General features: G+C 73.2%; 20 protein-coding genes. 4 read left to right on the top strand and 16 right to left on the bottom strand.

The genetic code is table 11. The features are described 5' to 3' along the window. Positions 1–71: 71 nt before the first annotated feature. The 6 genes from rplS to M1O15_RS06690 form a co-directional block, all read right to left on the bottom strand. Complete coding sequence (gene rplS / locus M1O15_RS06715; RefSeq protein WP_248632320.1) at positions 72–422, bottom strand: 50S ribosomal protein L19; 351 nt, start codon at positions 420–422, stop codon at positions 72–74. 143 nt (positions 423–565) lie between these two features. Then, positions 566–1,387, bottom strand: a complete 822-nt coding sequence (gene trmD, locus M1O15_RS06710; RefSeq protein WP_248632319.1) for a tRNA (guanosine(37)-N1)-methyltransferase TrmD — start codon at positions 1,385–1,387, stop codon at positions 566–568. Beyond that, a complete protein-coding gene (gene rimM, locus M1O15_RS06705) occupies positions 1,384–1,956 on the bottom strand; it encodes a ribosome maturation factor RimM (protein WP_248632318.1) in 573 nt (190 codons plus the stop codon). Before rimM ends, trmD begins: the two co-directional genes overlap by 4 nt. Before the next feature lie 142 nt (positions 1,957–2,098). Next, positions 2,099–2,338 (bottom strand): RNA-binding protein, encoded by a 240-nt coding sequence (locus M1O15_RS06700; RefSeq protein ID WP_004924853.1) that lies wholly within the window; start codon positions 2,336–2,338, stop codon positions 2,099–2,101. Between the two features lie 2 nt (positions 2,339–2,340). Next, positions 2,341–2,784 (bottom strand): 30S ribosomal protein S16, encoded by a 444-nt coding sequence (gene rpsP, locus M1O15_RS06695; protein WP_248632317.1) that lies wholly within the window; start codon positions 2,782–2,784, stop codon positions 2,341–2,343. A gap of 155 nt (positions 2,785–2,939) precedes the next feature. Beyond that, positions 2,940–3,533, bottom strand: coding sequence for a hypothetical protein (locus M1O15_RS06690; protein WP_248632316.1), 594 nt, complete (start codon positions 3,531–3,533; stop codon positions 2,940–2,942). A gap of 695 nt (positions 3,534–4,228) precedes the next feature. On the opposite strand from M1O15_RS06690, the gene M1O15_RS06685 reads away from it, so the two are divergent. Next, positions 4,229–5,137 (top strand): methyltransferase domain-containing protein, encoded by a 909-nt coding sequence (locus tag M1O15_RS06685; RefSeq protein WP_248632315.1) that lies wholly within the window; start codon positions 4,229–4,231, stop codon positions 5,135–5,137. Between the two features lie 67 nt (positions 5,138–5,204). Here the strand turns inward: M1O15_RS06685 and ffh are convergent, their stop codons facing one another. From ffh to nsdA, 5 genes are all read right to left on the bottom strand, one after another. Continuing rightward, the gene (ffh, locus tag M1O15_RS06680; RefSeq protein ID WP_248632314.1) at positions 5,205–6,755 is read right to left on the bottom strand and encodes a signal recognition particle protein; all 1,551 of its coding nucleotides are present in this window, start codon (positions 6,753–6,755) and stop codon (positions 5,205–5,207) included. A 169-nt stretch (positions 6,756–6,924) separates the two neighbouring features. Continuing rightward, complete coding sequence (locus tag M1O15_RS06675; RefSeq protein ID WP_248632313.1) at positions 6,925–9,369, bottom strand: [protein-PII] uridylyltransferase; 2,445 nt, start codon at positions 9,367–9,369, stop codon at positions 6,925–6,927. A 26-nt stretch (positions 9,370–9,395) separates the two neighbouring features. Next, complete coding sequence (locus tag M1O15_RS06670; protein WP_248632312.1) at positions 9,396–9,734, bottom strand: P-II family nitrogen regulator; 339 nt, start codon at positions 9,732–9,734, stop codon at positions 9,396–9,398. Beyond that, positions 9,731–11,107, bottom strand: coding sequence for an ammonium transporter (locus M1O15_RS06665; protein ID WP_248632311.1), 1,377 nt, complete (start codon positions 11,105–11,107; stop codon positions 9,731–9,733). Before M1O15_RS06665 ends, M1O15_RS06670 begins: the two co-directional genes overlap by 4 nt. A gap of 498 nt (positions 11,108–11,605) precedes the next feature. Then, the gene (nsdA, locus tag M1O15_RS06660) at positions 11,606–13,075 is read right to left on the bottom strand and encodes a transcriptional repressor NsdA (protein WP_248632310.1); all 1,470 of its coding nucleotides are present in this window, start codon (positions 13,073–13,075) and stop codon (positions 11,606–11,608) included. A gap of 446 nt (positions 13,076–13,521) precedes the next feature. Here nsdA and M1O15_RS06655 point away from each other — a divergent pair, with 446 nt between their 5' ends. Continuing rightward, complete coding sequence (locus M1O15_RS06655; RefSeq protein ID WP_248632309.1) at positions 13,522–14,184, top strand: bifunctional DNA primase/polymerase; 663 nt, start codon at positions 13,522–13,524, stop codon at positions 14,182–14,184. A 215-nt stretch (positions 14,185–14,399) separates the two neighbouring features. Here M1O15_RS06655 and ftsY read toward each other — a convergent pair whose 3' ends face one another. Continuing rightward, entirely contained in the window at positions 14,400–15,629 is a 1,230-nt protein-coding gene (gene ftsY, locus M1O15_RS06650) for a signal recognition particle-docking protein FtsY (protein WP_248632308.1), read from the bottom strand. A gap of 175 nt (positions 15,630–15,804) precedes the next feature. Between ftsY and M1O15_RS06645 the strand changes: the two genes are divergently transcribed. After that, positions 15,805–17,301, top strand: coding sequence for a cytosine permease (locus M1O15_RS06645; RefSeq protein ID WP_248632307.1), 1,497 nt, complete (start codon positions 15,805–15,807; stop codon positions 17,299–17,301). Between the two features lie 87 nt (positions 17,302–17,388). On the opposite strand, the gene M1O15_RS06640 is transcribed toward M1O15_RS06645, so the two are convergent. The 4 genes from M1O15_RS06640 to M1O15_RS06625 all read right to left on the bottom strand — a co-directional run bounded on the left by M1O15_RS06640 (position 17,389) and on the right by M1O15_RS06625 (position 23,715). Continuing rightward, the gene (locus M1O15_RS06640; protein ID WP_248632306.1) at positions 17,389–18,807 is read right to left on the bottom strand and encodes a sugar porter family MFS transporter; all 1,419 of its coding nucleotides are present in this window, start codon (positions 18,805–18,807) and stop codon (positions 17,389–17,391) included. A 211-nt stretch (positions 18,808–19,018) separates the two neighbouring features. Beyond that, positions 19,019–22,573 (bottom strand): chromosome segregation protein SMC, encoded by a 3,555-nt coding sequence (gene smc / locus M1O15_RS06635; RefSeq protein WP_248632305.1) that lies wholly within the window; start codon positions 22,571–22,573, stop codon positions 19,019–19,021. A 250-nt stretch (positions 22,574–22,823) separates the two neighbouring features. Next, a complete protein-coding gene (locus M1O15_RS06630; protein WP_248632304.1) occupies positions 22,824–23,036 on the bottom strand; it encodes a hypothetical protein in 213 nt (70 codons plus the stop codon). A 397-nt stretch (positions 23,037–23,433) separates the two neighbouring features. Further along, positions 23,434–23,715: an acylphosphatase gene (locus tag M1O15_RS06625; protein WP_248632303.1), complete on the bottom strand. Its 282-nt coding sequence runs from the start codon at positions 23,713–23,715 to the stop codon at positions 23,434–23,436. Between the two features lie 162 nt (positions 23,716–23,877). Here M1O15_RS06625 and M1O15_RS06620 point away from each other — a divergent pair, with 162 nt between their 5' ends. Continuing rightward, complete coding sequence (locus M1O15_RS06620) at positions 23,878–24,807, top strand: CAP domain-containing protein (protein ID WP_248632302.1); 930 nt, start codon at positions 23,878–23,880, stop codon at positions 24,805–24,807. Positions 24,808–24,853 lie beyond the last annotated feature (46 nt).

Below are 24,853 nucleotides of genomic sequence, written 5' to 3'. Positions count from 1 at the left end.
CGTAACGCCACGGTGAGGACCGCGCGCCGCGCGGCCGTCCCGGGCGGGGAGGACGGAACCGAGCCGGTGGCTCAGTTGTCGCGCTTCTCCTTGATCTTCGCGGCCTTGCCGCGCAGCTCACGGAGGTAGTACAGCTTGGCGCGGCGGACGTCACCGCGGGTCACGAGCTCGATCTTCTCGAAGATCGGGCTGTGCACCGGGAAGGTGCGCTCGACGCCGACGGAGAAGGAGACCTTGCGGACCGTGAAGGTCTCGCGGACGCCCGCGCCCTGGCGGCGGATGACGACACCCTTGAACTGCTGGATACGGGAGCGGTTGCCCTCGATCACGCGGACGTGCACGTTGACGGTGTCACCGGGGCGGAACGCGGGGACGTCCGAGCGCAGCGACGCGGAGTCGACGGAGTCGAGCAGGTGGGACATGTGTGTCTGCTTCCTCGCTGATGCCACAGGTCATCAGCGGTACATCGTGATCGCGCGGCGATCAGTCGTCAGAGGGGTTGCGGCGTCGGACGGGCGTCGTGTCCCCCTGTGGCAGGGGCGCGCGCCGGACGCACAACAGCCGCCTATTCTTCCACGGCCTGCGGCCTGCGCCAAAATCGGCCGCCGGGCTCCGGGGACCAGCCCAGGATGGAGAGCGTCTCGCGGTCCTTCTTGTCGAACGCGGACGCCTCGCAGCGCTCCAGCAGCTCGGGGCGGTTGGCGGCGGTACGGGCCAGGGCCTCGTCGCGCCGCCAGCGGGCGATCTTCCCGTGGTGGCCGCTGAGCAGCACCTCGGGGATGCCGCGGCCGCGCCACCGCGGCGGCTTGGTGTAGACGGGGCCTTCGAGCAGGTTGGCCATGGCGCCGGGGGCGAAGGAGTCGTCGCGGTGGGACTCGGCATTGCCGAGCACCCCGGGCAGCAGCCGGGCCACGGCCTCGGTGACGACCAGCACGGCGGCCTCGCCGCCGGCGAGGACGTAGTCGCCGATGGACACCTCGTAGACCGGGATCCGGGTGGCGTACTCCTCGGTGACCCGGCGGTCGATGCCCTCGTAGCGGGCCGGGGTGAAGACCAGCCAGGGCCGGGTGGAGAGCTCCACGGCCAGCTCCTGGGTGAAGGGCCGTCCGCTGGGAGTGGGGACGACCAGCGCGGGGCCGTGGGCGCCGTCCTCGTAGCCGTCCGCCAGCACGTCGTCCAGGGCGTCTCCCCAGGGCTCGGTCTTCATGACCATGCCGGGGCCGCCGCCGTAGGGGGTGTCGTCGACCGTGTTGTGCCGGTCGTGGGTCCACTGCCGCAGGTGGTGGACCCGGACGTCGAGGCTGCCGCGGGCGCGGGCCTTGCCGACCAGCGAGACGTTCAGCGGTTCCAGGTACTCGGGGAAGATCGTGACGACGTCGAGCCTCATCGGGTCCCGTCCTCGGCACCCTCGTCACCGTCGTCCCCGCGGGCGGTGGCGACCTCGGCGCGGTCGTCGATCAGTCCGGGCGGCGGGGTGATCACGGCCCGCTGTTCGGCCAGGTCGATCTCGCTGACGATCTCCTCCACGAACGGGATCATCACCTCGGTGCCGTCCGGCCGTTCGACCACGAACAGGTCCTGCGAGGGCAGATGGGAGATCTCGGTGATCCGGCCGATCTCGGTGCCGTCGGCGAGCACCACGTCCAGGTCGATCAGCTGGTGGTCGTAGAACTCCTCGTCGTCCTCGGGACGTTCGTCGGGGTCGACGTCGGCGATCAGCAGGGTGTTGCGCAGCGCCTCGGCACCGGTGCGGTCGCTGACTCCGGCGAAGCGCAGCAGCAGCCGGCCGCTGTGCACCCGGCCGGTCTCGATGGTGAGCGGGCCGGTGGCGGCCGGATCGGTGGCGAGTACGGCCCCGGGGGCGAGCCGCAGCTCCGGCTCGTCGGTCCGCACCTCGACGGTGACCTCGCCCTTGATCCCGTGGGCGCGGCCGATCCGCGCGACTACGAGCTGCACTCCTGTTGCCTTTCCTTCGTTTCCCGAGTTTCCCCGGGGCGGTCCGCGGTTTCCCCGGCGTTCCCCGGCACCGTTTCCCGGGGACGGCTGCGGGCCGGGGCGGGCCGTAGCCCTCCCCGGCCCGCAGCCGGTGTTCAACTGCTCAGCGGACGTGGTCCACGTCGACCAGGTCGACCCGGATCCCGCGGCCGCCGATGGCACCCACGACGGTTCGCAGGGCGCGAGCGGTGCGGCCGTTGCGGCCGATCACCTTGCCGAGGTCGTCGGGGTGGACCCGGACCTCCAGCACACGCCCCCGGCGCAGGTTGCGGGAGGCCACCTGCACGTCGTCGGGGTTGTCGACGATGCCCTTCACGAGGTGCTCGAGAGCCTCCTCGAGCATGCTCAGGCCTCGGTCGACTCGGTGGACGCGGCGTCGGCCTCGTCCGCCTTCTTGTCGGCCTTCTTGGCCTTCGGGGTGATGGCCTCACCCTTGTTCTCGTCGCCCTCGATCGCCTTGGCGAAGGCCTCGAAGGACGCGCGCTTGTCCTCCTTGGTCGCCGGGGCGAGCAGCGGCTTCTCCGGGGCGGGCAGGCCCTTGGCCTTCTGCCAGTCGCCGGTGAGCTTGAGGATGGCGAGGACCGGCTCGGTCGGCTGGGCGCCGACGGACAGCCAGTACTGGGCGCGCTCCGAGTCGACCTCGATGCGCGACGGGTTCTGCACCGGGTGGTACAGGCCGATCTCCTCGATGGCCCGGCCGTCACGGCGGGTACGGGAGTCGGCGACGACGATGCGGTAGTGAGGCGAACGGATCTTGCCCAGACGCTTCAGCTTGATCTTGACTGCCACGGGTGTGGTGTCTCCTGGTCTTGACGTGGGTGGGCACAACGAGATGCCACGTGGGGTTGCGGTACCCGAGTGCCCGACGGACGCGTCAGCCGGAGGAGAGAGGGGTCCTGTTCGACTGTCGAGTACAGCTGGCCATTGTGCCACACCACGCGAGGTCAGCTCGCCGCGCCCACCGCTTCCGGGATGCGGAAGGGCTTGCCGCAGCCGCCGCAGACGATGGGCGCCTGGGCGAGCACGGAGGGGACGACCCGGACGTTGCGTCCGCAGTCACAGACGGCCTTGACCCGCACTCCCCCGCCGGAGGAGCCGTGCCGGGCGGCCGGGCCCCGGAAGGAGCGCTTGGTGTCGCCCGCGGTGGCGGCGGTGTGCGCCTTGAGGGCCCGCTGCAGCCGCTCCATGGTGGGGCGGTAGCGGCGTTTGGCCTCGGGGCTGAGCGTGACCAGCGAGAAGCCGCTGCTGGCGTGCGGCTCCTCGGGGTGGTCCAGGCCCATCTCCTCGGCGATCGCCAGGAATCTGCGGTTGTGGTAGCGGCCGGCGCGGGAGGTGTCGCGGACCCCTCGGGCGGCGGCGATGCCGTGGACTGCCTCGTGCAGCAGCCGTTCGAAGGAGAGCTCGGACCCGCAGGCCGACGAGGACTCTCCGATCAGGGATTCGGGCGCGGCGAGGTCGGGCAGCTCGGGGTGGTGCCGCTGAATGTCGGCCCACGCCTGTGCCAGCTCGGCGGCGAGAACAGGTGGTGTCGTGCTCACGTCGTGTACAACGAGCCGGGCAGCCGCTGGGTTCCATTCCGGGGCATCCCAAATAATTTGCACGTACCAGTCAGTTGCCGTTGATGCGGTCTGACGATGCCGAGTGCGCGGAACTGCGCAGGAAGCCGCCCAGCCCGCCGCAAGACGGTACGTAGCGGAGTCCACCGCGGGGCGCGACGGGGACGGTGAGGACCGGACCGGGCCGATACGGGCAGGGGCGGGCCGATGCCGCCCGAGGGGGCCATGCGGCCGAGGGAAAGCCGTGCTGCCCGATGGTGCGGGAGGGACCCTACCCGGGCGGTCCCGGCGGCCCGACGGCGCCCTCCGCCCCACCCACGGGATTTCGGACATCCGCTCCACCCCGTCCCGCCGGGCGCGCGCCCCGGGCGCGGGGAGGCGGCCGGGAAGCGCCCAGCGCAGGGCGTCCGTGCCGACCTGCGGCGCGGTGCCGGCGTGGCGGGATTCCCGGAGGCACCCCACTATGGGAGGTGGTTCGCGCCGGGTCCGGGGGCGCACGGCCGGGGCACGAAGCAATGCCCACCGCCCCCTGGACTTGGGGGCGGAAGCGCAGTTCCCTGGCATACGGGGAGTGCGGGCGCACGCACACGGGGGGACTGGCTGTCCGACCGCTGTCCGGTGAGGACAGGAGGGCAGTCGAGGCAGTAACGGACCTTCGGCGGATTGGGGCGCTTTCGATGACACCTATGCTCGTCCAGCACCACCCCCACCCGGCTTCGGCTCCCCCCGCGGCGGACGGCCCCGGCCGTGCCCGCGACTGGGCGGAGATCCAGGAGCGGATGCTCGTACCGCTGTACGAAGCGGTCTACCAGCACCTGGAGGTCGGCACCCGGACGCGGCTGCTGGGTCTCGGCTGCGGCTCAGGGCTGGCGCTGCTGATGGCGGCGGCGCGCGGCGCGCAGGTGACCGGCGTGGACACCGACCAGCCCCGGATGGACCTGGCGCGGGAGCGGCTGCTGCCGGACTCCGGCGCGGGCTCCGGCGGCGGTTCCACGGCGGCCGGTATCGAGGTGGGCGCGCACCGGCACGGCGGGACGCGGCTGCTGTACGGCCGGCCCGCGGAGGCGGGGGACGCCACCCGTCCGGCGTACAACCTCATCACGGCGTTCCAGCCGATCGGCGGCTGCGCGGTGGACGACGAGGAGGACGCCGACTCGCTGGCGGCGGCGCTGTCCGCGGCGGTGCCGATGGCGGAGCGGGGCAGCGCGGTGGTGCTGGCCGGCTGGGGTCCGCCGGAGCGGTGCGCGACCTCGGCGGTGCTGCGGGTGGCGGGCCGGCTCACCGAGCGGCTGCACACGGCGAAGTCCTGGCAGCCGGCGCTGCGGGACGACCTGGAGGAGGTGGCCGGGCGGGCCGGGCTGCGGCCGGACGGTTCGGGCCGGGTGGCCTGCCCGTTCGGGTACGCGGACATGGACAGCGCGGTGCGCGGGCTGATGTCGACCGGGCTGTTCGACGCGGCGGTGGCCGCGGCCGACCAGGCGACGGTCGAGAAGGAGGTCATCGAGGCGCTGCACCCGCACGTCCGCCCGGACGGCACGGTGTGGATGGCCAATGTCTTCCGCTACCTGGTGGCCCGTACGCCGTAGGGCGGTACGGGACCGTACGGGAAGGGGCGCCCACCGCCGGTGGGCGCCCCTTCCACGTCACTGGGCCTCAGCCCATGAACTTCTTGAACTCGTCGGGGAGCTCGAAGTCCTTGGCGTCCTGGCCGGCCGGCAGGCCGAAGGCGCCGCCCTGCTGGGCGGCCTCCTCGCGGCGGGCCTGGGCGGCGGCCTCGTCGGCCTTCCGCTTCATCGGGTTGCCGCTCTTGCGCTTGCCCTTGGCCTGCTTCTGCTGCTTCTTCTGCCGGCCGGGGCCGCCGCCCATGCCGGGGATGCCGGGCATCCCGGGCATGCCGCCGGCGGCCATCTTGGACATCATCTTGCGGGCGTCGAAGAACCGCTCGACCAGGCTCTTGACCATGCTGACGTCGACGCCGGAGCCGCGGGCGATACGGGCCCGGCGGGAGCCGTTGATGATCGTCGGGTCCTGGCGCTCGCCGGGGGTCATCGACTTGATGATGGCGGCGGTGCGGTCCACGTCCCGCTCGTCGATGTTGTTGATCTGGTCCTTGATCTGGGCCATGCCGGGCAGCATCCCGAGGAGCTTGCTGATGCTGCCCATCTTGCGGACCTGCTCCATCTGGGCGAGGAAGTCGTCCAGGGTGAAGTCCTTGCCCTTGCTGCTCGCCAGCTTGGAGGCCATCTTGGCGGCCTCTTCCTGGCTGAAGGTCTGCTCGGCCTTCTCGATCAGCGAGAGCACATCGCCCATGCCGAGGATGCGGGACGCCATGCGGTCCGGGTGGAACGCGTCGAACTCGTCCAGCTTCTCGCCGTTGGAGGCGAACATGATGTTCTTGCCGGTGACGTGCGCGATGGAGAGCGCGGCACCGCCGCGGGCGTCGCCGTCGAGCTTGGAGAGCACCACGCCGTCGAAGCCGACGCCGTCGCGGAAGGCCTCGGCGGTGTTGACCGCGTCCTGGCCGATCATGGCGTCCACGACGAACAGCACCTCGTCGGGGCTGACCGCGTCGCGGATGTCGGCGGCCTGCCGCATCAGCTCCTCGTCGATGCCGAGGCGGCCGGCGGTGTCGACGATGACCACGTCGTGCTGCTTGGTCCTGGCGTACTCGATGGAGTCCTTGGCGACCTGGACCGGGTCGCCGACGCCGTTGCCGGGCTGGGGCGCGTAGACGCCGACGCCGGCGCGCTCGGCGACCACCGCGAGCTGGTTGACCGCGTTGGGGCGCTGGAGGTCGCAGGCGACCAGCAGCGGGGCGTGGCCCTGGCCCTTGAGCCAGAGGCCGAGCTTTCCGGCGAGGGTGGTCTTGCCGGCGCCCTGGAGGCCGGCGAGCATGATCACGGTCGGCGGGTTCTTGGCGAACCGCAGCCGGCGGGTCTCGCCGCCGAGGATGCCGACGAGCTCCTCGTTGACGATCTTGATGAACTGTTGGGCGGGATTGAGCGCCCCGGAGACCTCGGAGCCGAGCGCCCGCTCCTTGACCTGCTTGATGAAGGACCGGACCACGGGCAGGGCCACATCGGCTTCGAGCAGCGCGATGCGGATCTCGCGGGCGGTGGCGTCGATGTCCGCCTCGGAGAGGCGGCCCTTGCCGCGCAAGGTCTTGAAGACACCCGTCAAGCGGTCGGAGAGAGTATCGAACACAGCGCTCGTCGGTCCTTCGGAGGTCGGGGGCGGAGAATCGCCCTCCAGACTATCCGGCCCGGCAAAGCAATCGTCCCCGCCCGCCGGGAATCCGGTGAGCGGGGACAGATCCCCGCATGGGCGGGGAGCACCATACGGTCAACTGCCGGTCCGCTCAGCAGGTCACGCCTCACCCCAGCGCCTTCTCCACCCCCCGGGCCACCTCCGCCGCCCGGTCGGCGTCCAGCGGGCCGCCGTCCTCCCCCGTCACGTAGACGGTGTCCACCGCGTTGGAGCCGAGCGTGGAGACATGGGCGCTGCGCACCCGTACCCCGGCCTCCTCCAGGGCGCGGCCGATGCGGTGCAGCAGGCCGGGGGCGTCCTGGGCGCGGACCTCGATGACGGTGGCGTGGCGGGAGGCGGCGGGGGCGACGGTGACCCGGGGCGGCGGGGCCTTGACGCCGCGGCGGCGCGGGTAGGCGGCCTCGCGTTCGGCGAGGCGGGCGCGGATGTCGAGGCTGCCGTCGAGGGCGCGGACCAGGTCGGCGCGGAGCCGGGCGGCCTCGGGCAGGGAGCCGTACTCGGCGGCGACCCGCCAGCTGAGCAGCAGCACCGCGCCGCCGGGTCCGGGGAGGTCGACGGCGCGCAGGTCGGCGGCGCGGACGGTGAGCCGGTGCAGGGCGAGCACGCCGGCGGTGGCGGGCAGTACGCCGGGCCGGTCGGGCAGGGCGAGGTGCAGCTGGACGCCGACGGGTTCGGTGCCGTCCTCATCCGGTTGGCTCTCGGTGCGGAGGGTGAGGACGGGTTCGCCGGTGCGCAGGGCTTCCACGGCGAGGCGTTCCTGTTCGGCGCTGGGGGCGGCCGGTTCGGGGGCGGCGGGGGGCTGCCCGGCGAGGACGGCGGCGACGCGTTCGGCCAGGTCGGCGACGAGGGAGGCGCGCCAGGCGGACCAGGCGGCGGGGCCGGTGGCGAGGGCGTCGGCCTCGGTGAGGGCGTGCAGGAGTTCCAGGGTGTCGGTGGTACGGACGGCGTCGGCGACGGTCCGTACGGTGGCGGGGTCGTCCAGGTCGCGGCGGGTGGCGGTCTCGACGAGCAGCAGGTGGTGGCGTACGAGGGTGGCGAGGGTGTCGGTGTCGGCGCGGTCGAAGCCGGTGCGAGCGGCGACGTCGCGGGTGATGGTCTCGCCGGAGAGGGCGTGGTCGCCGGGCCAGCCCTTGCCGATGTCGTGCAGCAGGGCGGCGACCAGCAGGAGGTCGGGGCGGCTGACGCGGCGGGTGAGGGCGGCGGCGCGGACGGCGGTCTCCACCAGGTGGCGGTCGACGGTCCAGGTGTGGACGGGGTTGCGCTGGGGGCGGCAGCGGACGCGTTCCCAGTCGGGCAGCAGCCGGGTGACCAGTCCTTCGGCTTCCAGGGCCTCCCAGACGGGGACGGCGGAGGGGCCGGCGCCGAGCAGGGTGATGAGGCTCTCGCGGGCTTCGGCGGGCCAGGGCACCGGGAGCGGTGGGGCGGTGGCGGCGAGGTGGCGTACGGCGTGCGGGGAGAGCGGCAGGTCGGCCTGGGCGGCCGCGGCGGCGGCCCGCAGGGGCAGCACCGGGTCGCGTTCGGGGCGGGCGGTGCGGGCGAGGACCGTCTCGCCGTCCATCTCGACCACGCCGTCGGCGAGCGGGGCGCGGGCGGCGGGCTGGGGGCGGCCGCCGATGAGGCGGCGCAGCCGGGGCCGGGCGGAGCGGGCCCGCAGCACCCGGTCGACCTCGCGCCAGGTGGTGTCCTGGGCGTACGCGATGGTGCGGGCGGCCTCGTAGACCTCGCGGAGCAGCGCGTCGGCGTCGAGGAGGCCGAGGGCGGCGGCGACCTCGTCCTGTTCCTGGAGGGTGAGCCGGTCGGTGGCGCGGCCGGTGGTGAGGTGGAGGGCGTCGCGGGTGTCGAGGAGGCGGCGGCGGGCGTCGGCGAGTCCGGCGCGGGGTGCGTCGGCGAGCCAGGAGGCGGCGACGGCGCGCAGCGCGGTGGCGTCGCGCAGTCCGCCGCGGGCCTCCTTGAGGTCGCCTTCCAGCAGGTATGGGAGTTCGCCGTGGCGTTCGGCGCGTTCGCGGCAGAGTTCGCCGAGGGCGGGCAGGCGTTTGGGGGCCTGGTTGCGCCAGTCGGCGAGGATCGTGGTGCGCAGTGCGGTGGTGAGGCCGAGGTCGCCGGCGAGGTGGCGGGCGTCGAGGAGCCCGAGGTGGACCTTGAGGTCGTCGGCGGCGGTGGCGCGGGCCTCGGCGGGGGTGCGTACGGAGTGGTCGAGGGCGAGGCCGAGGTCCCAGACCGGGTACCAGACGCGGTCGGCGACGGCGGCGATCTCGTCGGGGCGGGCGCTGCCGTCGTGCAGGAGGAGCAGGTCGAGGTCGCTGCGCGGGGAGAGTTCGGCGCGGCCGTAGCCGCCGACGGCGACCAGCGCGGTGCCGCGGGGCGGCCGGGCGGCGGTGAACAGGGCGGTGAGCCACTCGTCGGTGAGGCGGGCGAGGGCGGCGCGCCGGGGCGGCCCGGTCCGCGCCTCCTCGCGGAGGAGGCGCAGCCGGGCCGCGGGGTAGCCGCCGGGCTCCGATCCGCCCGATCCGCCCGTTCCGTCCGTGGGTTCGGTCGTGTCAGCGCTCGTCACCCGGCGTCTCCCTTGGTCGGCTGGTCTTACAGGGCGTCGGGGCCGCGTTCGCCGGTGCGGACGCGCACGGCGGTGTCGACGGGGACGCTCCACACCTTGCCGTCTCCGATCTTGCCGGTGCGGGCGGCCTTGACGACGAGTTCGATGAGCTGTTCGGCGTCCTCGTCCTCGACCAGCACCTCGATGCGGATCTTGGGGACGAGGTCGACGGTGTACTCGGCGCCGCGGTAGACCTCGGTGTGGCCGCGCTGCCGTCCGTAGCCGCTGGCCTCGGTGACGGTCAGGCCCTGGACTCCGAAGGCCTGCAGGGCCTCCTTGATCTCGTCCAGGCGGTGCGGCTTGACGACCGCGGTGATGAGCTTCATGCGTCCACCTTCGTGTTCTTCGTCTCGGCCGCGGCGGGGCCGGCCGCGGTGTGGGCGGCCACGGCGGCGGGCTGGGCCTTGCGGGAGCCGGTTCCGCCGCCGGCGCCGCTGAAGTCGTACGCGGTCTCGGCGTGCTCGACCTGGTCGATGCCGGAGACCTCGTCGTCCTCGGGGACCCGCATGCCCATGGTCTTGTCGAGGGCGAAGGCGAGGACGGCGGAGACGATCAGCGAGTAGGCGAGGACGGCGAAGACGCCGGTGGCCTGCTTGCCGAGCTGGTCCAGGCCGCCGCCGTAGAAGAGGCCCTTGGCGTCGGACTGGACGCCGCCGGTGGCGAAGAAGCCGACGAGCAGGGAGCCGACGACACCGCCGACGAGGTGGACGCCGACGACGTCGAGGGAGTCGTCGTAGCCGAACTTGTACTTCAGGCCGACGGCCATGGCGCAGAGCAGTCCGGCGACGGCGCCGATGGCGATGGCGCCGAGCGGGGAGCAGGAGCCGCCGGCGGGGGTGATGGCGACGAGGCCGGCGACCGCGCCGGAGGCGGCGCCGAGGGTGGTGAAGGCGCCGTGGCGGATCTTCTCGTAGGCGAGCCAGGCGACCATGGCGGCGGCGGTGGCGACCTGGGTGTTGAGGAACATCACCGCGCCGACGCCGTCGTCGTTGCCCAGCCAGGAGCCGGCGTTGAAGCCGAACCAGCCGAACCACAGCAGTCCGGCGCCGAGCATGACCAGCGGGAGGCTGTGCGGGCGCATCGGGTCCTTCTTGAAGCCGACGCGCTTGCCGATGACGAGGATCACGCCGAGCGCGGCGGCGCCCGCGTTGATGTGGACGGCGGTGCCGCCGGCGAAGTCGATGACGCCCATCTCGAACAGCCAGCCGCCGGCGCCCCACACCCAGTGGGCGACGGGGAAGTAGACGATCGTCACCCACAGGGCGATGAACAGGGCCCAGGCGGTGAACTTGACGCGGTCGGCGAGGGCGCCGCTGATGAGCGCGGGGGTGAGCACGGCGAACATCAGCTGGAAGGCGGCGAAGACGTATACCGGGATGGTGTAGCCGTCCCAGAGCTCGGTGATGCCGATGCCGCTGAGGCCGACGTAGTCGCCCGACCATCCGACGACGCCGCCGCTGTCGGTGCCGAAGGCGACGCTGAAGCCGTAGAGCACCCAGAGGATCGTGACGATCCCGAGGCTGATGAAGCTCATCATCAGCATGTTGAGGGTGGACTTCACCCGGACCATGCCTCCGTAGAAGAAGGCGAGCGCCGGGGTCATCAGCATCACCAGGGCGGTGCAGATGAGCATGAACCCGGTGTTGGCGGCGGACAGCGTGGGCGTGTCCGCGGCAAGCGTCGTGATGCCTGGGGGCATCGGCGTCTCCTCGTCGTCGTGCGGCCGGTGCGGGGCGGGGCCGCGTTCCGGGCGGGGCCGGTCGGCGTACGGGGCCGGGCGGCGATCCGGGTGGCGCGGCCGGTGAGGGGTGGCCGGTTATGGGTCCCGAGATTGGCGCAGCGCGGTTTCGGTCGATGCCGCCCGGTGTTTCGCGGCCGTGACAAGGGAGGCCGCCGTGTTACGCCGCCGTGAACCCTGGGGTCACGGGCAGGTAACGGAAGTATCTTCCGGTCGGCGTCACGGAGGGCGAGGACACGCGTACGCGACGGAGGCGCCCCCGGGAGGGAGCCGCACACGGGGAGCTGACCGCGTACGGGACGGAGGCGCCTCCGGGGGAGGGCGCCCCGTCGCCCGGTACGCGAACCGGCCGCGGCCGCTGCCCGGTGACCTGGCGGGGGAGCCGAGTCGGGCGGTAGGGGCGGCGGTCGCGGCCGGAATCCAGGGGGTGCCGGGCCTCTCGCGGGGAGGGGCGCCGGGTCAGACGGCTTCGGCGGTCTCCGGGAGCTGGGCGGTGAGCTTGTCGGTGAGGCGGACGACCTCGGGGACGTCGCCGAAGTCGCGGGCGGCGGTGTCCACGGTCTTGCGCAGCCGGTTGGTCACCCGTTCGGAGCGGACCCGGCGGGCGACGGTGAGCGCGGTCTCGGCCAGCGCGGTGGCCTGCTCGGGCTCCCGCTGGAGCAGGTGCACGGTGGCCATGCCGACCAGGTTGAGGGCGTAGGAGCGCTGGTGGTCGCCGTCCTTGGCGAACAGCTCCACGGCCTTGGCCATGACCGGTTCGGCGAGTGAGGCGTAGGTGGGGCTGCGGCCGGCGACATAGGCGAGGTCGCGGTAGGAGTGGGCGTTCTCGGCGTTGAGCTCGGCCTCGGAGAAGAAGCGGATCCAGTCGGGGTCCGGCTCGCCGTCGAATCCGGCGTCGGAGAAGGTGTCCTCGGCCATCCGCACGGCCCGCTTGCACTTGCCGGGCTGGCCCATGTTGGCGTAGGCGCGGGCCTCCACCGCATACAGCATGGCCTGGGTGCGGGCGGTGGCGCTCTCCCGGCTGCCGTACTGGGCGAGGTGGACGAGCTCCAGGGCGTCCTCGGGGCGGCCGAGGTGGATCATCTGCCGGCTCATCGCGGACAGGATGTACGAGCCGAGCGGCTTGTCCCCGGCCTCCTTGGCGGCGTGCAGGGCGAGCACGAAGTACTTCTGGGCGGTGGGCTGGAGGCCCACGTCGTAGCTCATCCAGCCGGCCAGCTGGGCCAGTTCGGCGGCGCAGGTGAACAACCGCTTGGAGGTGGCGGCCGGGTGCGGCTCCTGGAGCAGGTCGGTGACCTCGTGCAGCTGGCCGACGACCGCCTTGCGGCGCAGCCCGCCGCCGCACTGGGCGTCCCACTGGCGGAACATCACGGTGGCCGACTCCAGCTGCTCCAGCTCCGGGTCGGAGAGCCGGGCGCGGCGCCGGTTGTCCGGTTCGGCGCGGGCCGGGTCGGCGGCCGGGGCGGGGACCAGCCAGCGCTGCATGGGCTCGATCAGGGCGGGGCCGGCGGACAGGGCGAGGGAGGTGCCGAGGAAGCCGCGGCGGGCGAGCATCAGGTCGCTGCGGGAGAACTCGCCGAGCAGCGCCACGGTCTGCGGCCCGGCCCAGGGCAGGTCGACGCCGGAGACGGAGGGGGACTGGTGGGCGCTGCGCAGTCCGAGGTCCTCGATGGCGACGACGTTGCCGAAGCGCTCGGTGAACAGCTCGGAGAGGATCCGCGGGATGGGTTCGCGGGGCTGCTCCCCGTCGAGCCAGCGGCGCACCCGGGAGGTGTCGGTGCTGATGTGGTGGGCGCCGAGCTGGCGGGCCCTGCGGTTGACCTGGCGGGCGAGCTCGCCCTTGGACCAGCCGCTGCGTAGGAACCACGAGGTGAGGCGTTCGTTCGGCCGCTTCCCCGCGCCCGTGCCGTCCGCGCCGCTGCCGTCCACTCGGTAACGCCCCCATCCGCTGTGTCGCCGCCGCCCGCGTCCGTCGCGCGCGAACGTGTACCAGAATGCCGCCGCCGGGGGCCGCCTGTCCGGGAGTTGCACCCTTCGAACACGAACCCGACGTGCCTCCGGCATACCCATGGGGCCGGTCGTTACCCCGGGTTCGTACACCGAAAGTAATCCTACGATCACCCGTCCGGCGAGGGCCTTTCGGGAAACGCCACCATTCGCCACCCCTTCGAATGAACTCCCCGGCGCCCGGGCGCGATTCACTTGACACCAGGACGACCAGGCACAGGCGGCCGGTGGCGCGAGGGGGAGTGCGCCGCGGACCGCACCACCCCGGCCCTTCCCGGCGCCCCGCCGCGCCACCCCGGGCCGCGACGGAGCGTCACCACACCGTTCCCGGTCGTAACCACCGGCGAGTTCCACCCGTTGGAGGGGGCATGGGCTTCACGATCGGCGCCACCCGCATCCTGTCCGGCTCACGGCGACGCACCGGCCGCACCACCGCCGAGTGCACCGCCGTCGCGGAGTACACCGGCCTGTGGGGCTGGGACGTCGTCCCCGGTGCCCGCGCCGCCGCCGGCCGCTGCTCCTGCGGCGACGACTCCTGTACGGCGCCGGGCGCGCATCCGCTCTCCTTCGCGCCCGAGGTGCCGGCCGGGGCGACCCTGGACCACGCGGCCCGGGCCTGGGCCCGCTTCCCCGGGGCGTCGATGATGCTCCCGGTGGGGCGGGCCTTCGACGTGCTGGAGGTGGCCGAGGCGGCGGGCCGTCGGGCGCTGGTGCGGCTGGAGCGGATGGGCCTGCCGCTGGGCCCGGTCTGCGTCACGCCCACCGGCCGGGCCCGCTTCTTCGTGGCCCCCGGCGCCGCCGCGCAGCTCCCCCAGCTGCTGTACCGGATGGGCTGGGACGACGCCGATCTCGACCTGCTCTGCCTGGGCGCCGGTACGCACATCACGGCCCCGCCCTCGGATATGGGCGGCCGCGGCCCGGTCCGCTGGCTGCGCGCCCCCGCCCCCGACACCTGCGCCCCGCCGCAGGCCCGCCTGCTGCTCGGCACCCTCGCCTACATCTGCCACCGCTCGGCCACCGGCGCCGCGTAGCCCGGTGGGGCCGGCGGGGGACGAGGAGGGCGGCGCCCGGGCGGACGGGTGCCGCCCTCCGGCGCATCGGGAGCCCTGCGGCCGGGGCCGCGGACGCCGGCTCCGGGCAGGTGTACACCGTGTCGCGTAGACCGGCGGGGCCGGTACGTGAGGAGGGCGGCACCCGTGGTCGGGTGCCGCCCTCCTGGCGTATCCGGGTACGTGCTCCGGGTGTCTCAGCCCTCGCCGATGAGGGCGTCGACGAACGCGCCCGGCTCGAAGGGGGCCAGGTCGTCGGGGCCCTCGCCGAGGCCGATCAGCTTGACCGGGACGCCCAGCTCGCGCTGGACGGCGACGACGATGCCGCCCTTGGCGGTGCCGTCCAGCTTGGTGAGGACGATGCCGGTGATGTTGACCACCTCGGCGAAGACGCGGGCCTGGATCAGCCCGTTCTGACCGGTGGTGGCGTCCAGCACCAGCAGCACCTCGTCCAGCGGGCCGTGCTTCTCCACGACCCGCTTGACCTTGCCCAGCTCGTCCATCAGGCCGGTCTTGGTGTGCAGCCGGCCGGCGGTGTCGATGAGGACGACGTCGGCGCCCTCGGCGATGCCCTCCTTGACCGCGTCGTACGCGATGGAGGCCGGGTCGCCGCCCTCGGGGCCGCGCACGGTGCGGGCGCCGACCCGCTCGCCCCAGGTCTGGAGCTGGTCGGCGGCGGCGGCCCGGAAGGTGTCGGCGGCGCCCAGCACGACCGAGCGGCCGTCGGCGACCAGCACCCGGGCGAGCTTGCCGGTGGTGGTGGTCTTGCCGGTGCCGTTGACGCCCACCACCATCACCACGCCCGGGGTGTCGGTCCCGGACTCGGTGCGGACCTCGCGCGGGAGGTCGGGGCCGACCAGGGTGAGCAGCTCCTCGCGGAGCAGGGTGCGCAGCTCGGCGGGGGTGCGGGTGCCGAGCACCTTCACCCGCTCGCGCAGCCGCTCGACCAGTTCCTGGGTGGGGGCGACACCGACGTCCGCGCTGAGCAGGGTGTCCTCCACCTCCTCCCAGGTGTCCTCGTCGAGGTGCTCGCGGGAGAGCAGGGTGAGCAGCCCCTTGCCGAGGGAGTTCTGCGAGCGGGCGAGCCGGGCGCGCAGCCGTACCAGCCGCCCGGCGGTGGGCTCGGGGATCTCGATCTCGGGGGCGGGCGGCGCGGCGACGACCGGGTCCTCGACGGCCGGCGGGGCCTCGACGGCGTCCTCGGCCGTCGGCAGGTCCACCTCCTCGATGGTCCGGCGCGGTTCCTCGCGCGGGGTCTCCGCCTCCTCGCCGACGCGGGGTTCGGTGGGCGGAGCGGTGATGGTCGGCGGGGCCGGTGGGGCCTCCGGCGGTGGCAGCCGCTTCTTGCGGCGGGTGCCGACGACGAGGCCGCTGATCGCGCCGATCGCGACCACGGCGATGACTACAGCAAGGATGAGGATGTCCATAACCCGTCCAGTATCGGCCACGGCGGCCGTGGCGGAAGGTCACCCGGCACCGGTGCGGTGCGTCCCCGCGCGGCCGGGCCCGGGGCCCGGCGAGGGACCAAAGACCTGTTTGGGGCTCTATACGAAAGAACGTACGATGCCGTGAATCCCCCGTTTCCCCGTTCGGAGCTGATCCATGCCCCACGCCTCCGAAGGCACCGCCGCGCCCACCGCGCCCGCGGCCTCCGCCGCGACGAGCGCCGAGTCCGCGGTCGAGACCCGCGGTCTGGAACCCGTCCCCGACGCCGAGCGCACCGGCCGGGTGCGTGAGCTGCTGCCCACCTGGGTGGCCGCCAACATCAGTGTGCTGCTGCTCACCATGGGCGCCGGGCTGGTGGTCTTCAACGGCCTGAACTTCTGGCAGGTCCTGGTGGTGGCGATCGCCGCCCCGCTGCTCTCCTACGGGCTGGTCGGGCTGATCTCCATCGCCGGCAAGCGCGGCGGTTCGCCGGGCATGGCGCTGTCCCGGGCGGTGTTCGGGCAGCGCGGCAACCTCTTCCCCGGGACGCTGATCTGGGTGGCCCGCTGGGGCTGGGAGACCATCAACGCGGTGACCGGCGCGTACGCGGTGCTGACCGTGCTGGACCTGCTGTTCGGCGTGGAGTCGAGCACCGCCCTGATCGTGGTGGTGCTGCTGCTGTTCGTGGCCGCGACCTTCCTGGTCTCCGGCCTCGGCATCAACGCGCTGCGGGTGTGCAGCACCTGGTCGACGTACCTCTTCGGGGCCTTCTCGGTGCTGGTGCTGGTCTATCTGGTGGTGAACACCGACTGGAGCGCGGTCTTCGCCAAGCCCGCCGGCTCCACGGCGATGATGGTCGCCGGTATCGGCACCATCGCGGCCGGCGGCATCAGCTGGGTGCCCTCCGGCCCGGACTTCACCCGCTATCTGCCGCGTACGGCGTCGAGTCGCGCGGTGGTCGCGACGACCGTCGGCGGCGCCGGGATCGTGGTGCTGCCGATGGTGCTGATGGGCGCGGTGATGGCGGTCGGTACGCCGGATTTGGCGTCCGCGCAGGATCCGGTGTCGTTCATCGGGGCGCTGCTGCCGGGCTGGATCTCGGTGCCGTATCTGCTGATCGCGCTGATCGGCATGCTGCTGATCAACTCCATGTCGATGTACTCGGCCGGCTTCACCGCGCAGACCCTGGGCATCCGGGTGGGCCGGGCCTGGGCGGTCAGCGTCAACGCGGTGATCTCGCTGGTCTTCGGCTTCCTGCTGATGGTGGTGGCGACCAGCTTCATCGGCTCGTTCATCTCCTTCTTGACGCTGCTGGCGGTGGCCTTCTCGGCGTGGATCGGTGTCTTCGGCGTGGACATGCTCCGCCGGACCTCCTATGACGGGGCGGCGCTGATGGACACCGGGCGCACCAGCGCCTACTGGTACCGCGGCGGTTTCGCCTGGCCGGCGATGGCGGCCTGGGCGATCGCGCTGGTGGTGGGCCTGCTGTTCACCAAGGTGGACTGGTTCGCCGGGCCGCTCGCCGGTTCCTGGATCGGTGCCAACGGCCTGGGCTGGCTGGTGACGGCCGCGGTGGCCGCCGCGCTGTACGCGGTGCTGCCGGGCGCCCGGCCCACCCCGGGCGCCCCGGTTCCGGCCGGCGGCGAGCGGGAGCCCGAGCGGGTCTCCGGCTGATCCGGACCGCACACGGCCGCCCCGGACCTCGTACTTCCTGAGGTCCGGGGCGGCCGCCGTTTCGAGGAGTGGGCGCAGCGGGGTCGGTCAGCCCATCTCCTCCAACGCCTTGCCCTTGGTCTCCTTCACGAACTTGAGCACGAAGGGGATGGAGAGCACGGCGAAGACCGCGTAGATCACATACGTACCGGAGAGGTTCCAGTCGGAGAGCGACGGGAAGCTCGCGGTGATGGCCCAGTTAGCGATCCACTGGGCGGAGGCGGCGACGCCGAGGGCGGCGGCGCGGAGCCGGTTGGGGAACATCTCGCCGAGGAAGACCCAGACCACCACGCCCCAGGAGAGGGCGAAGAAGAGCACGAACACATGGGCGGCGATCAGCGCGGTGACGCCCTGCGCCTGGGGCAGCTTGCCGTCGACCAGGTCGGCGGAGAAGGCCCAGGCCTCCAGGGCGAGGGCGAGCGCCATGCCGACGGAGCCGACGAGGGCGAGCGGCTTGCGGCCGACCCGGTCGACCAGGACCATCGCGATCACGGTGCCGATGATGTTGATGATCGACGTGGTGAACGAGTAGAAGAACGAGCCGGCCGGGTCGATGCCGACGGACTGCCACAGCGTCGCCGAGTAGTAGAAGGCGACGTTGATGCCGACCAGCTGCTGGAAGACGGAGAGGCCGATGCCGACCCAGACGATCGGCAGGAAGCCGAAACGGCTGCCGAGCAGGTCCTTGAAGGAGGACTTGTGCTCGCGGTGCATCGCGGTCTCGATCTCGGCGACCCGGGCGTCCAGGTCCACGCCCTTGCTCTCGACCTCGGAGAGCACCTTGCGGGCCTTGTCCTTGCGGCCGACCGAGATCAGGAAGCGCGGGGACTCGGGGATGGCGAAGGACAGCAGTCCGTAGAGCAGGGCGGGGATGACCATCACGCCGAGCATCCACTGCCAGGCCTCCAGGCCGCCGATCTCACCGCGCTGGTCGCCGTCGGCCATGTTGAGGATGGCCCAGTTGACCAGCTGGGAGACGGCGATGCCGATGACGATGGCGGCCTGCTGGAAGGAGCCGAGGCGGCCGCGGTAGGCGGCGGGCGCGACCTCGGCGATGTAGGCGGGGCCGATCACCGAGGCCATGCCGATGGCGAAGCCGCCGATGATCCGCCACATGGCCAGGTCCCACAGGGCGAACGGCAGGGCGGAGCCGACGGCGCTGATGGTGAACAGCACGGCGGCGATCCGCATACAGGCGATCCGGCCGATGCGGTCGGCGATGCGGCCCGCGGTGGCGGCGCCGATGGCGCAGCCGATCAGGGCGATGGCGATGACCTGGGCGAGGGTGGCGGAGCCGATGTCGTACCGGTGCCGGATGGCCTCGACGGCGCCGTTGATGACGGAGCTGTCGTAGCCGAAGAGGAAGCCGCCCATCGCGGCCGAGGCCGTGATGAAGATGACGTGCCCGAGGTGGTCGGGGTGGGCCGTCCTGGCCCCCGACGACGGTGGCTGCGCGGTGCTGGTCACGTGAACTCCTGGAGCCCGGCACCGTCGCCGGGCATGGGGGGCGAGCCCTTCCAGTGGGGCACAACATGCCGCTGCCCACCACTTGAAGGTAAACACAACGTTGCCGACCTTATGCCTTCAAGTTTCGAAGTCAATAGTCAGAAAGTCCCAAGAACGAGGGACACCGATCACGCGTCGACTTCAGGAGGTGAAGGGAGGGTGCACAGGGGTCTCAGCGCAGGCGCTGGCTGATCACCTTGGAGACCCCGTCGCCCTGCATGGACACCCCGTACAGGGCGTCCGCGACCTCCATGGTGCGCTTCTGGTGGGTGATCACGATCAGCTGGGAGCTCTCCTGGAGCTCCCGCATGATCCGGATCAGCCGCTGGAGGTTGGTGTCGTCCAGCGCCGCCTCGACCTCGTCCATCACGTAGAACGGACTGGGCCGCGCCTTGAAGATGGACACCAGCAGGGCCACCGCCGTCAGCGAGCGCTCCCCGCCGGACAGCAGCGACAGCCGCTTGACCTTCTTGCCCGGCGGGCGGGCCTCGACGTCCACGCCCGTGGCGAGCATGTCGTCGGGGTCGGTGAGCACCAGCCGCCCCTCGCCGCCCGGGAAGAGCCGCGAGAAGACGCCCTCGAACTCCCGGGCCGTGTCCCGGTACGCCTCCGTGAAGACCTGCTCGACCCGTTCGTCCACCTCCTTCACCACCTGAAGGAGGTCGGCCCGCGTCTTCTTCAGGTCGGCGAGCTGCTCCGACAGGAACTGATGGCGCTCCTCCAGCGCGGCGAACTCCTCCAGCGCCAGCGGATTCACCTTTCCGAGCTGCTGGTACGCCCGTTCGGCCGACCTCAGCCGTTTCTCCTGTTCCGCCCGGTCGAAACGCCTGGGCTGGTTGCGCGGGTGCTCCGGGTCCTCCGGCAGCTCCTCGCCCTCGGCCGGCGGGGAGGGCGGTACGGGCTGGTCGGGGCCGTACTCGGCGACCAGCACCGCCGGCTCCACGCCCAGCTCCTCCAGCGCCCGGCCCTCCAGCTGCTCGATCCGCAGCCGCTTCTCGGCGCCCAGCACCTCGCCGCGGTGCATCGAGTCGGTGAGCTTGTCCAGCTCGGCCTTGAGGTCCCGGCCCCGGGCCCGGGCGGCGGTCAGATCGGTCTCCCGGGCCGCCTTGGCCGCCTCGGCGGCCGTACGCTCCCGCTCGGCGTGGTCCACCGAGACCCGCACATGGTCCAGCAGCTGCCGGGCGCCGGCCGCCACCGCGGCGGCCACCTCGGCCTCGTGGCGCAACCGGGCGCGGCGCCGCTCGGCCCGGGCGCGGGCCTCCCGCTCGGCCCTGGCGCCCCGGTCCAGCGCGTCGGCCCGTCCGGCGAGGCCCTTGACCCGCTCCTCATGGGTACGGGTCTGGAGGCGGGCCTCCATCTCGGTCTGCCGGGCGTTGGCCCCGTCGGCGGCGAGCCGGTCGCGTACCGAGGTGTCGGGGTCGTCCTCGATGGGCGCCTCCTCGGCGACGAGCAGCCGTTCGGCCAGCTCCTCGGCCTCGGCGGTGGCGGTCTCCAGGGCGTCCTGGGCGCGGGCGGCGGCGGCCTCGCTCCGTTCGGCCTCCCCGGCGGCGCCCCGGGCCTGCCCGGCGAGCCGGCCGAGCGCGGCGGCGGTGCCGGAGCGCTCCCGGTCGGCGGCCCGCCTCCGCTCGCCCACCTCCTCGACCAGTGCGGCCGCCTCGGCCCGCCGCTCGGTGGCGGCCCGCTGGGCGGCGGCCAGTTCCCCGCACCGTACGGCGAGGGTGCCGGCCTCGGCGGCGGCCTCGTCCACCGAGGCCTGGACCTCCAGCAGGCTGGGGGCGCCCGCCGAACCGCCGTGCGCGTGCCCGGCGGAGAGCAGGTCGCCGTCGGCGGTCACCGCGGTGAGCGAAGGCCGGGTGCGTACGAGTTCCTCGGCGCGCTCCAGGGTGGCGGCCACCACCACCCCGTCGAGCAGCCGGCGGACCGCGGGCAGCAGGGCCTCGGGGCCGGCGACCAGGTCGGCGGCGTAGGTCAGCCCGGGCTCGCGCCCACCGGCGCCGGCCGGACCGGGGGCGCCGCCCAGCAGCAGGGCGGCCCGGCCGGCGTCCCGCTCGCGCAGCATCCGCAGCGCCTCCACGGCGGCGGCCGGACCGTCGACGGCGACCGCGTCGGCGACCGCGCCCAGGGCGGCGGCCACCGGCACCTCGTACCCCGGTTCGACGCTCAGCAGTTCGGCGGCGGGCCCGAGCAGTCCGGGCAGCCGGTCGGCGGCGCCGAGCAGGGCACCGGTGCCGTCCTTGCGGCGCAGCCCGAGGGCGAGCGCGTCCCGGCGGGCCAGGGCGGCGGCCCGGGAGCGTTCGGCGGCGGACGCCTCCTCGCGGGCGGCACCGAGCGCGGTCTCGGCGGCGGCGAGGGCGGCCCGGGCCCGCTCGTACTCCTCGCCCAGCGCGTTCTCCCCGGCGTCCAGCCCGTCGACCTCGGCCTTCAGCTCCTCGTACTCCTCCTGGGCGGCGACCGCCCGCTCCCGGGCCTCGTCGCGGGCGGCGGCCAGCCGGTCGATCTCGGACTGGGCCGCGGCGGCCCGCGAACGGGCGGCGCCCACCTGCCCGTTCAGCCGGGCCAGGCCCTCCCGGCGGTCGGCGATGGCCCGGGCGGCGTCCTTCAGGCGGCGCTCCTCGGCGGCGAGTTCGCGTTCCAGCTCGTGCCGGTGGGCGACGGTGTCCTCCAGCGCGGACCGGGCCGCCTCCATGGCGGCCTCCAGTTCGGCCTCCTGCTCCCGGATCCGGGCCGCCTCGCGCTCCATGTCCTCCGGGTCGCGTCCGCGCCGCTCCTCGGGAGGCTGGTTGCGGGCGGCGCGCTCACGGGCCTCGGCGAGCGAGACGGTGCCGCCGACCCGCTCGGCGAACCGGGACAGCTCGTGGAAGGTGCTCTGGGCCCGGCCCAGCCGCGGCGCCAGCCGCCGTACCTCCTCCTCCAGCTCCGCCTCCCGGGCGAGCGCCGCGGTCAGCTCGGCCTCGGCCCGCTCCCGGCGCTCCTTCAGCGCGGCCTCGTCGGCGAGTTCCGCCGTCAGCGCCTCGGTGAGCCGGACCAGGTCGTGGGCGAGCAGCCGCAGCCGGGCGTCGCGCAGATCGGCCTGGATGACGGCGGCCCGGCGGGCGACGGCGGCCTGCCGGCCGAGCGGCTTGAGCTGGCGGCGCAGCTCCTCGGTGAGGTCCTGGACGCGGGCCAGGTTGGCCCGCATGGCGTCCAGTTTCCGCAGCGCCTTCTCCTTGCGCTTGCGGTGCTTGAGGACCCCGGCCGCCTCCTCGATGAAGGCCCGGCGGCCGGTGGGGTCGGCGTGCAGTACGGAGTCCAGCTGGCCCTGTCCGACGATGACGTGCATCTCGCGGCCGATGCCGGAGTCGGAGAGCAGTTCCTGGATGTCCAGCAGCCGGCAGGTGTCGCCGTTGATCTGGTACTCGCTGCTGCCCCCGCGGAACATGATCCGGGTGATGGTGACCTCGGCGTAGTCGATGGGCAGCGCGCCGTCGGAGTTGTCGATGGTGAGGGCGACCTCGGCCCGGCCGAGCGGCGGGCGGCCGGTGGTGCCAGCGAAGATGACGTCCTCCATCTTGCCGCCGCGCAGCGACTTGGCGCCCTGCTCCCCCATCACCCAGGACAGCGCGTCCACCACGTTGGACTTGCCCGAGCCGTTCGGCCCCACGACGCAGGTGATGCCCGGTTCGAACCGCAGGGTGGTGGCGGAGGCGAACGACTTGAAGCCGCGCAGGGTCAGGGCCTTGAGGTGCACGCCTTCGGACTCTACCCGCCGGTGTCCGTTTGACCGGTGAGGGCGGTGGGCAGATCAGTCCGTACAACGCGGGGTACGGAGGGTGAACGGGGGGCGGAGCGCGCCGGACGATGGCCGAGAGGGCCCGTGCAGCACCTGGAGGCGGGGGAAAGACAGAAGGGACGCCGAAGCGTCCCTTGCATATCTCGCGAGAGTGTCTCTCACCCTGCCCGCGGCCTGGGGGCCGGTGGGCCGAAGCCGTCGAGCGGGATCAGGTGAGCGCAGGCTCCGCTGTGGGTACGTCGATGTCCAGCCCGTCGAAGGGGGACTCGCTGTGAGCGGCGGCAGCGTTCAGCGCGTCGTTCTCGGACTGGATGCGTACGAGTTCCGATTCCAGGTCCTGGACGCGCTGCTGGAGCCGTCGCATCTCGGCGAGGAGTCGCGGGTCGGTGCCGCCGACGTAACCGAGAAGCGCCTTTGCCATGACTTTTGGTCCTCCACAATGAGTGACCGACCGTAACGGTGTGGGTCGTGGGTTCGTGTGGGAAACCCGCACCGGCGGTGCTCGCAGGTCCGTACATACCGTCGTGCTCTGCCTGCCGAACAGCCAAGGTGCGCGGGGCTTTCAGAGTCTCACCAAAAAGTTTGACGGTCAACACGATCACACCCCGCAACGGCGGGCGACCGGGGGGCTGCGGCCGCTTCGGTGGCGGCGGCGCCTCGCGCGCGGTGCCCGGGGGCGTCGGACGGTGCTTCGCCCATCCTTGACCGGGCAGCCTGCCATGACAAGCCGTGGTCTGGCAACCAGCAGGTCACGGCGCCTCCGGCATATGCCAGGCGCCTCCGGCACACCCCCGCTCCCTTGACCGCCGCCCCGCCCCTCAACGGATGGCGAAGCCCTGGTAGCCGCCGCGGGGTGTGTCCCAGATCTCGGTGACGCCGTCGACCCGACCGGGCGTGTCGGTGGAGTTCAGCCAGGCCAGCAGACGGTGGCAATTCTCACGCGGCCCCTCGGCCACCACCTGCACCCGGCCGTCGTCGGTGTTCCGGGCGAAGCCGGAGAGGCCTCCGATCTCCAGCGCGTTCGCCCTGGTGAACCAGCGGAACCCCACTCCCTGTACCCGCCCGCGCACCCAGGCCGTCAACCGCGCTTCCTCGTTCATGGCAGCACGCTAACCGCTCTCCGCCGCGCCTCGATGCCCGCCGAATCCGTCACGATCCCCGTCCGCCCCATCCGTCATGGCGTACAGTCCCGACGCAATGGCCTCACCCGTTCGGGGGATCGAGGAGCGGCCAGCCTGACGTCGACCAGGAGGGCTCAGCAGATGGGACGCCACCGCAAGAAGCGCGCCGTGGTTCCGGTGCGCACCGGACTCCTCGGTGCCTCCGCCGCGATGGCGGTCGGCGCGGTCGCCGTCGCCTCGGGCCTGCTGCCCGGCGGGGACTTCGTCACCGTCGGCGGTCCCTCCGGGGACAGCGTCCAGGTGGAGGGCTCCTCTCTCGACCCGCAGGGCGGCACGAGCGCCCGCGCCGAGGACCGCTCGCAGCAGACTCCGGCCAGCCGCGGCGCCGACCGTTCGGCGCCTCCCACCCCCTCGGCCAAGGCCTCCTCCGCCGTTCCGTCGACGACGCCGTCGGCCTCCCCGTCGAAGGCCCCCAAGGCGGCGCCCTCCACCAAGGCCCCCAAGGCGGCGAAGAGCGCGGCACCCGCCGCGAAGCCGGCCGCCGAGCGGAAGGCACCCGAGCGCAAGGCCGCCCCGGAGCGGACCGCCACCCCCTCCCGCAGCCAGGCCCCGGCGCCGGAGAAGACCCGGGAGCGGGCCCCCGTCCGCCCGACCCAGGCGGCGCCGAGCACCTCCGACCCGGCGGGCAGCCGTGAGCAGGCCGCCGCGGCCGCCGTGCTGAAGCTGGTCAACGCCGAGCGCGCCAAGGCCGGCCTGAAGCCGCTGACCGCCTCCGCCAAGCTGGACTCGCTGGCCGGGGCGCACAGCCGGGACATGGCCGCCCGCGGCTACTTCTCGCACACCGACCCCGACGGCCGCACCCCCTGGGACCGGGCCGCCGCGGCCGGTGTCTCCGGGTTGTCCGCCGAGAACATAGCCCGCGGCCAGGCGGACGCCGAGGCGGTCATGGCCTCCTGGATGACCAGCGCGGGCCACCGCGCCAACATCCTCAACCCCGACTACACGACCCTGGGCGTCGGAGTGCACTTCGGCTCCGGCGGCCCCTGGTGGACGCAGAACTTCGGCTTCTAGCAGAGGTACGCGACAAGGCGGCCCCGACCGGATCGTTCCGGTCGGG

Source organism: Streptomyces lichenis (assembly GCF_023218175.1).
Classification (GTDB): domain Bacteria; phylum Actinomycetota; class Actinomycetes; order Streptomycetales; family Streptomycetaceae; genus Streptomyces; species Streptomyces lichenis.
This window is presented reverse-complemented; position numbering and strand designations above follow the sequence as displayed.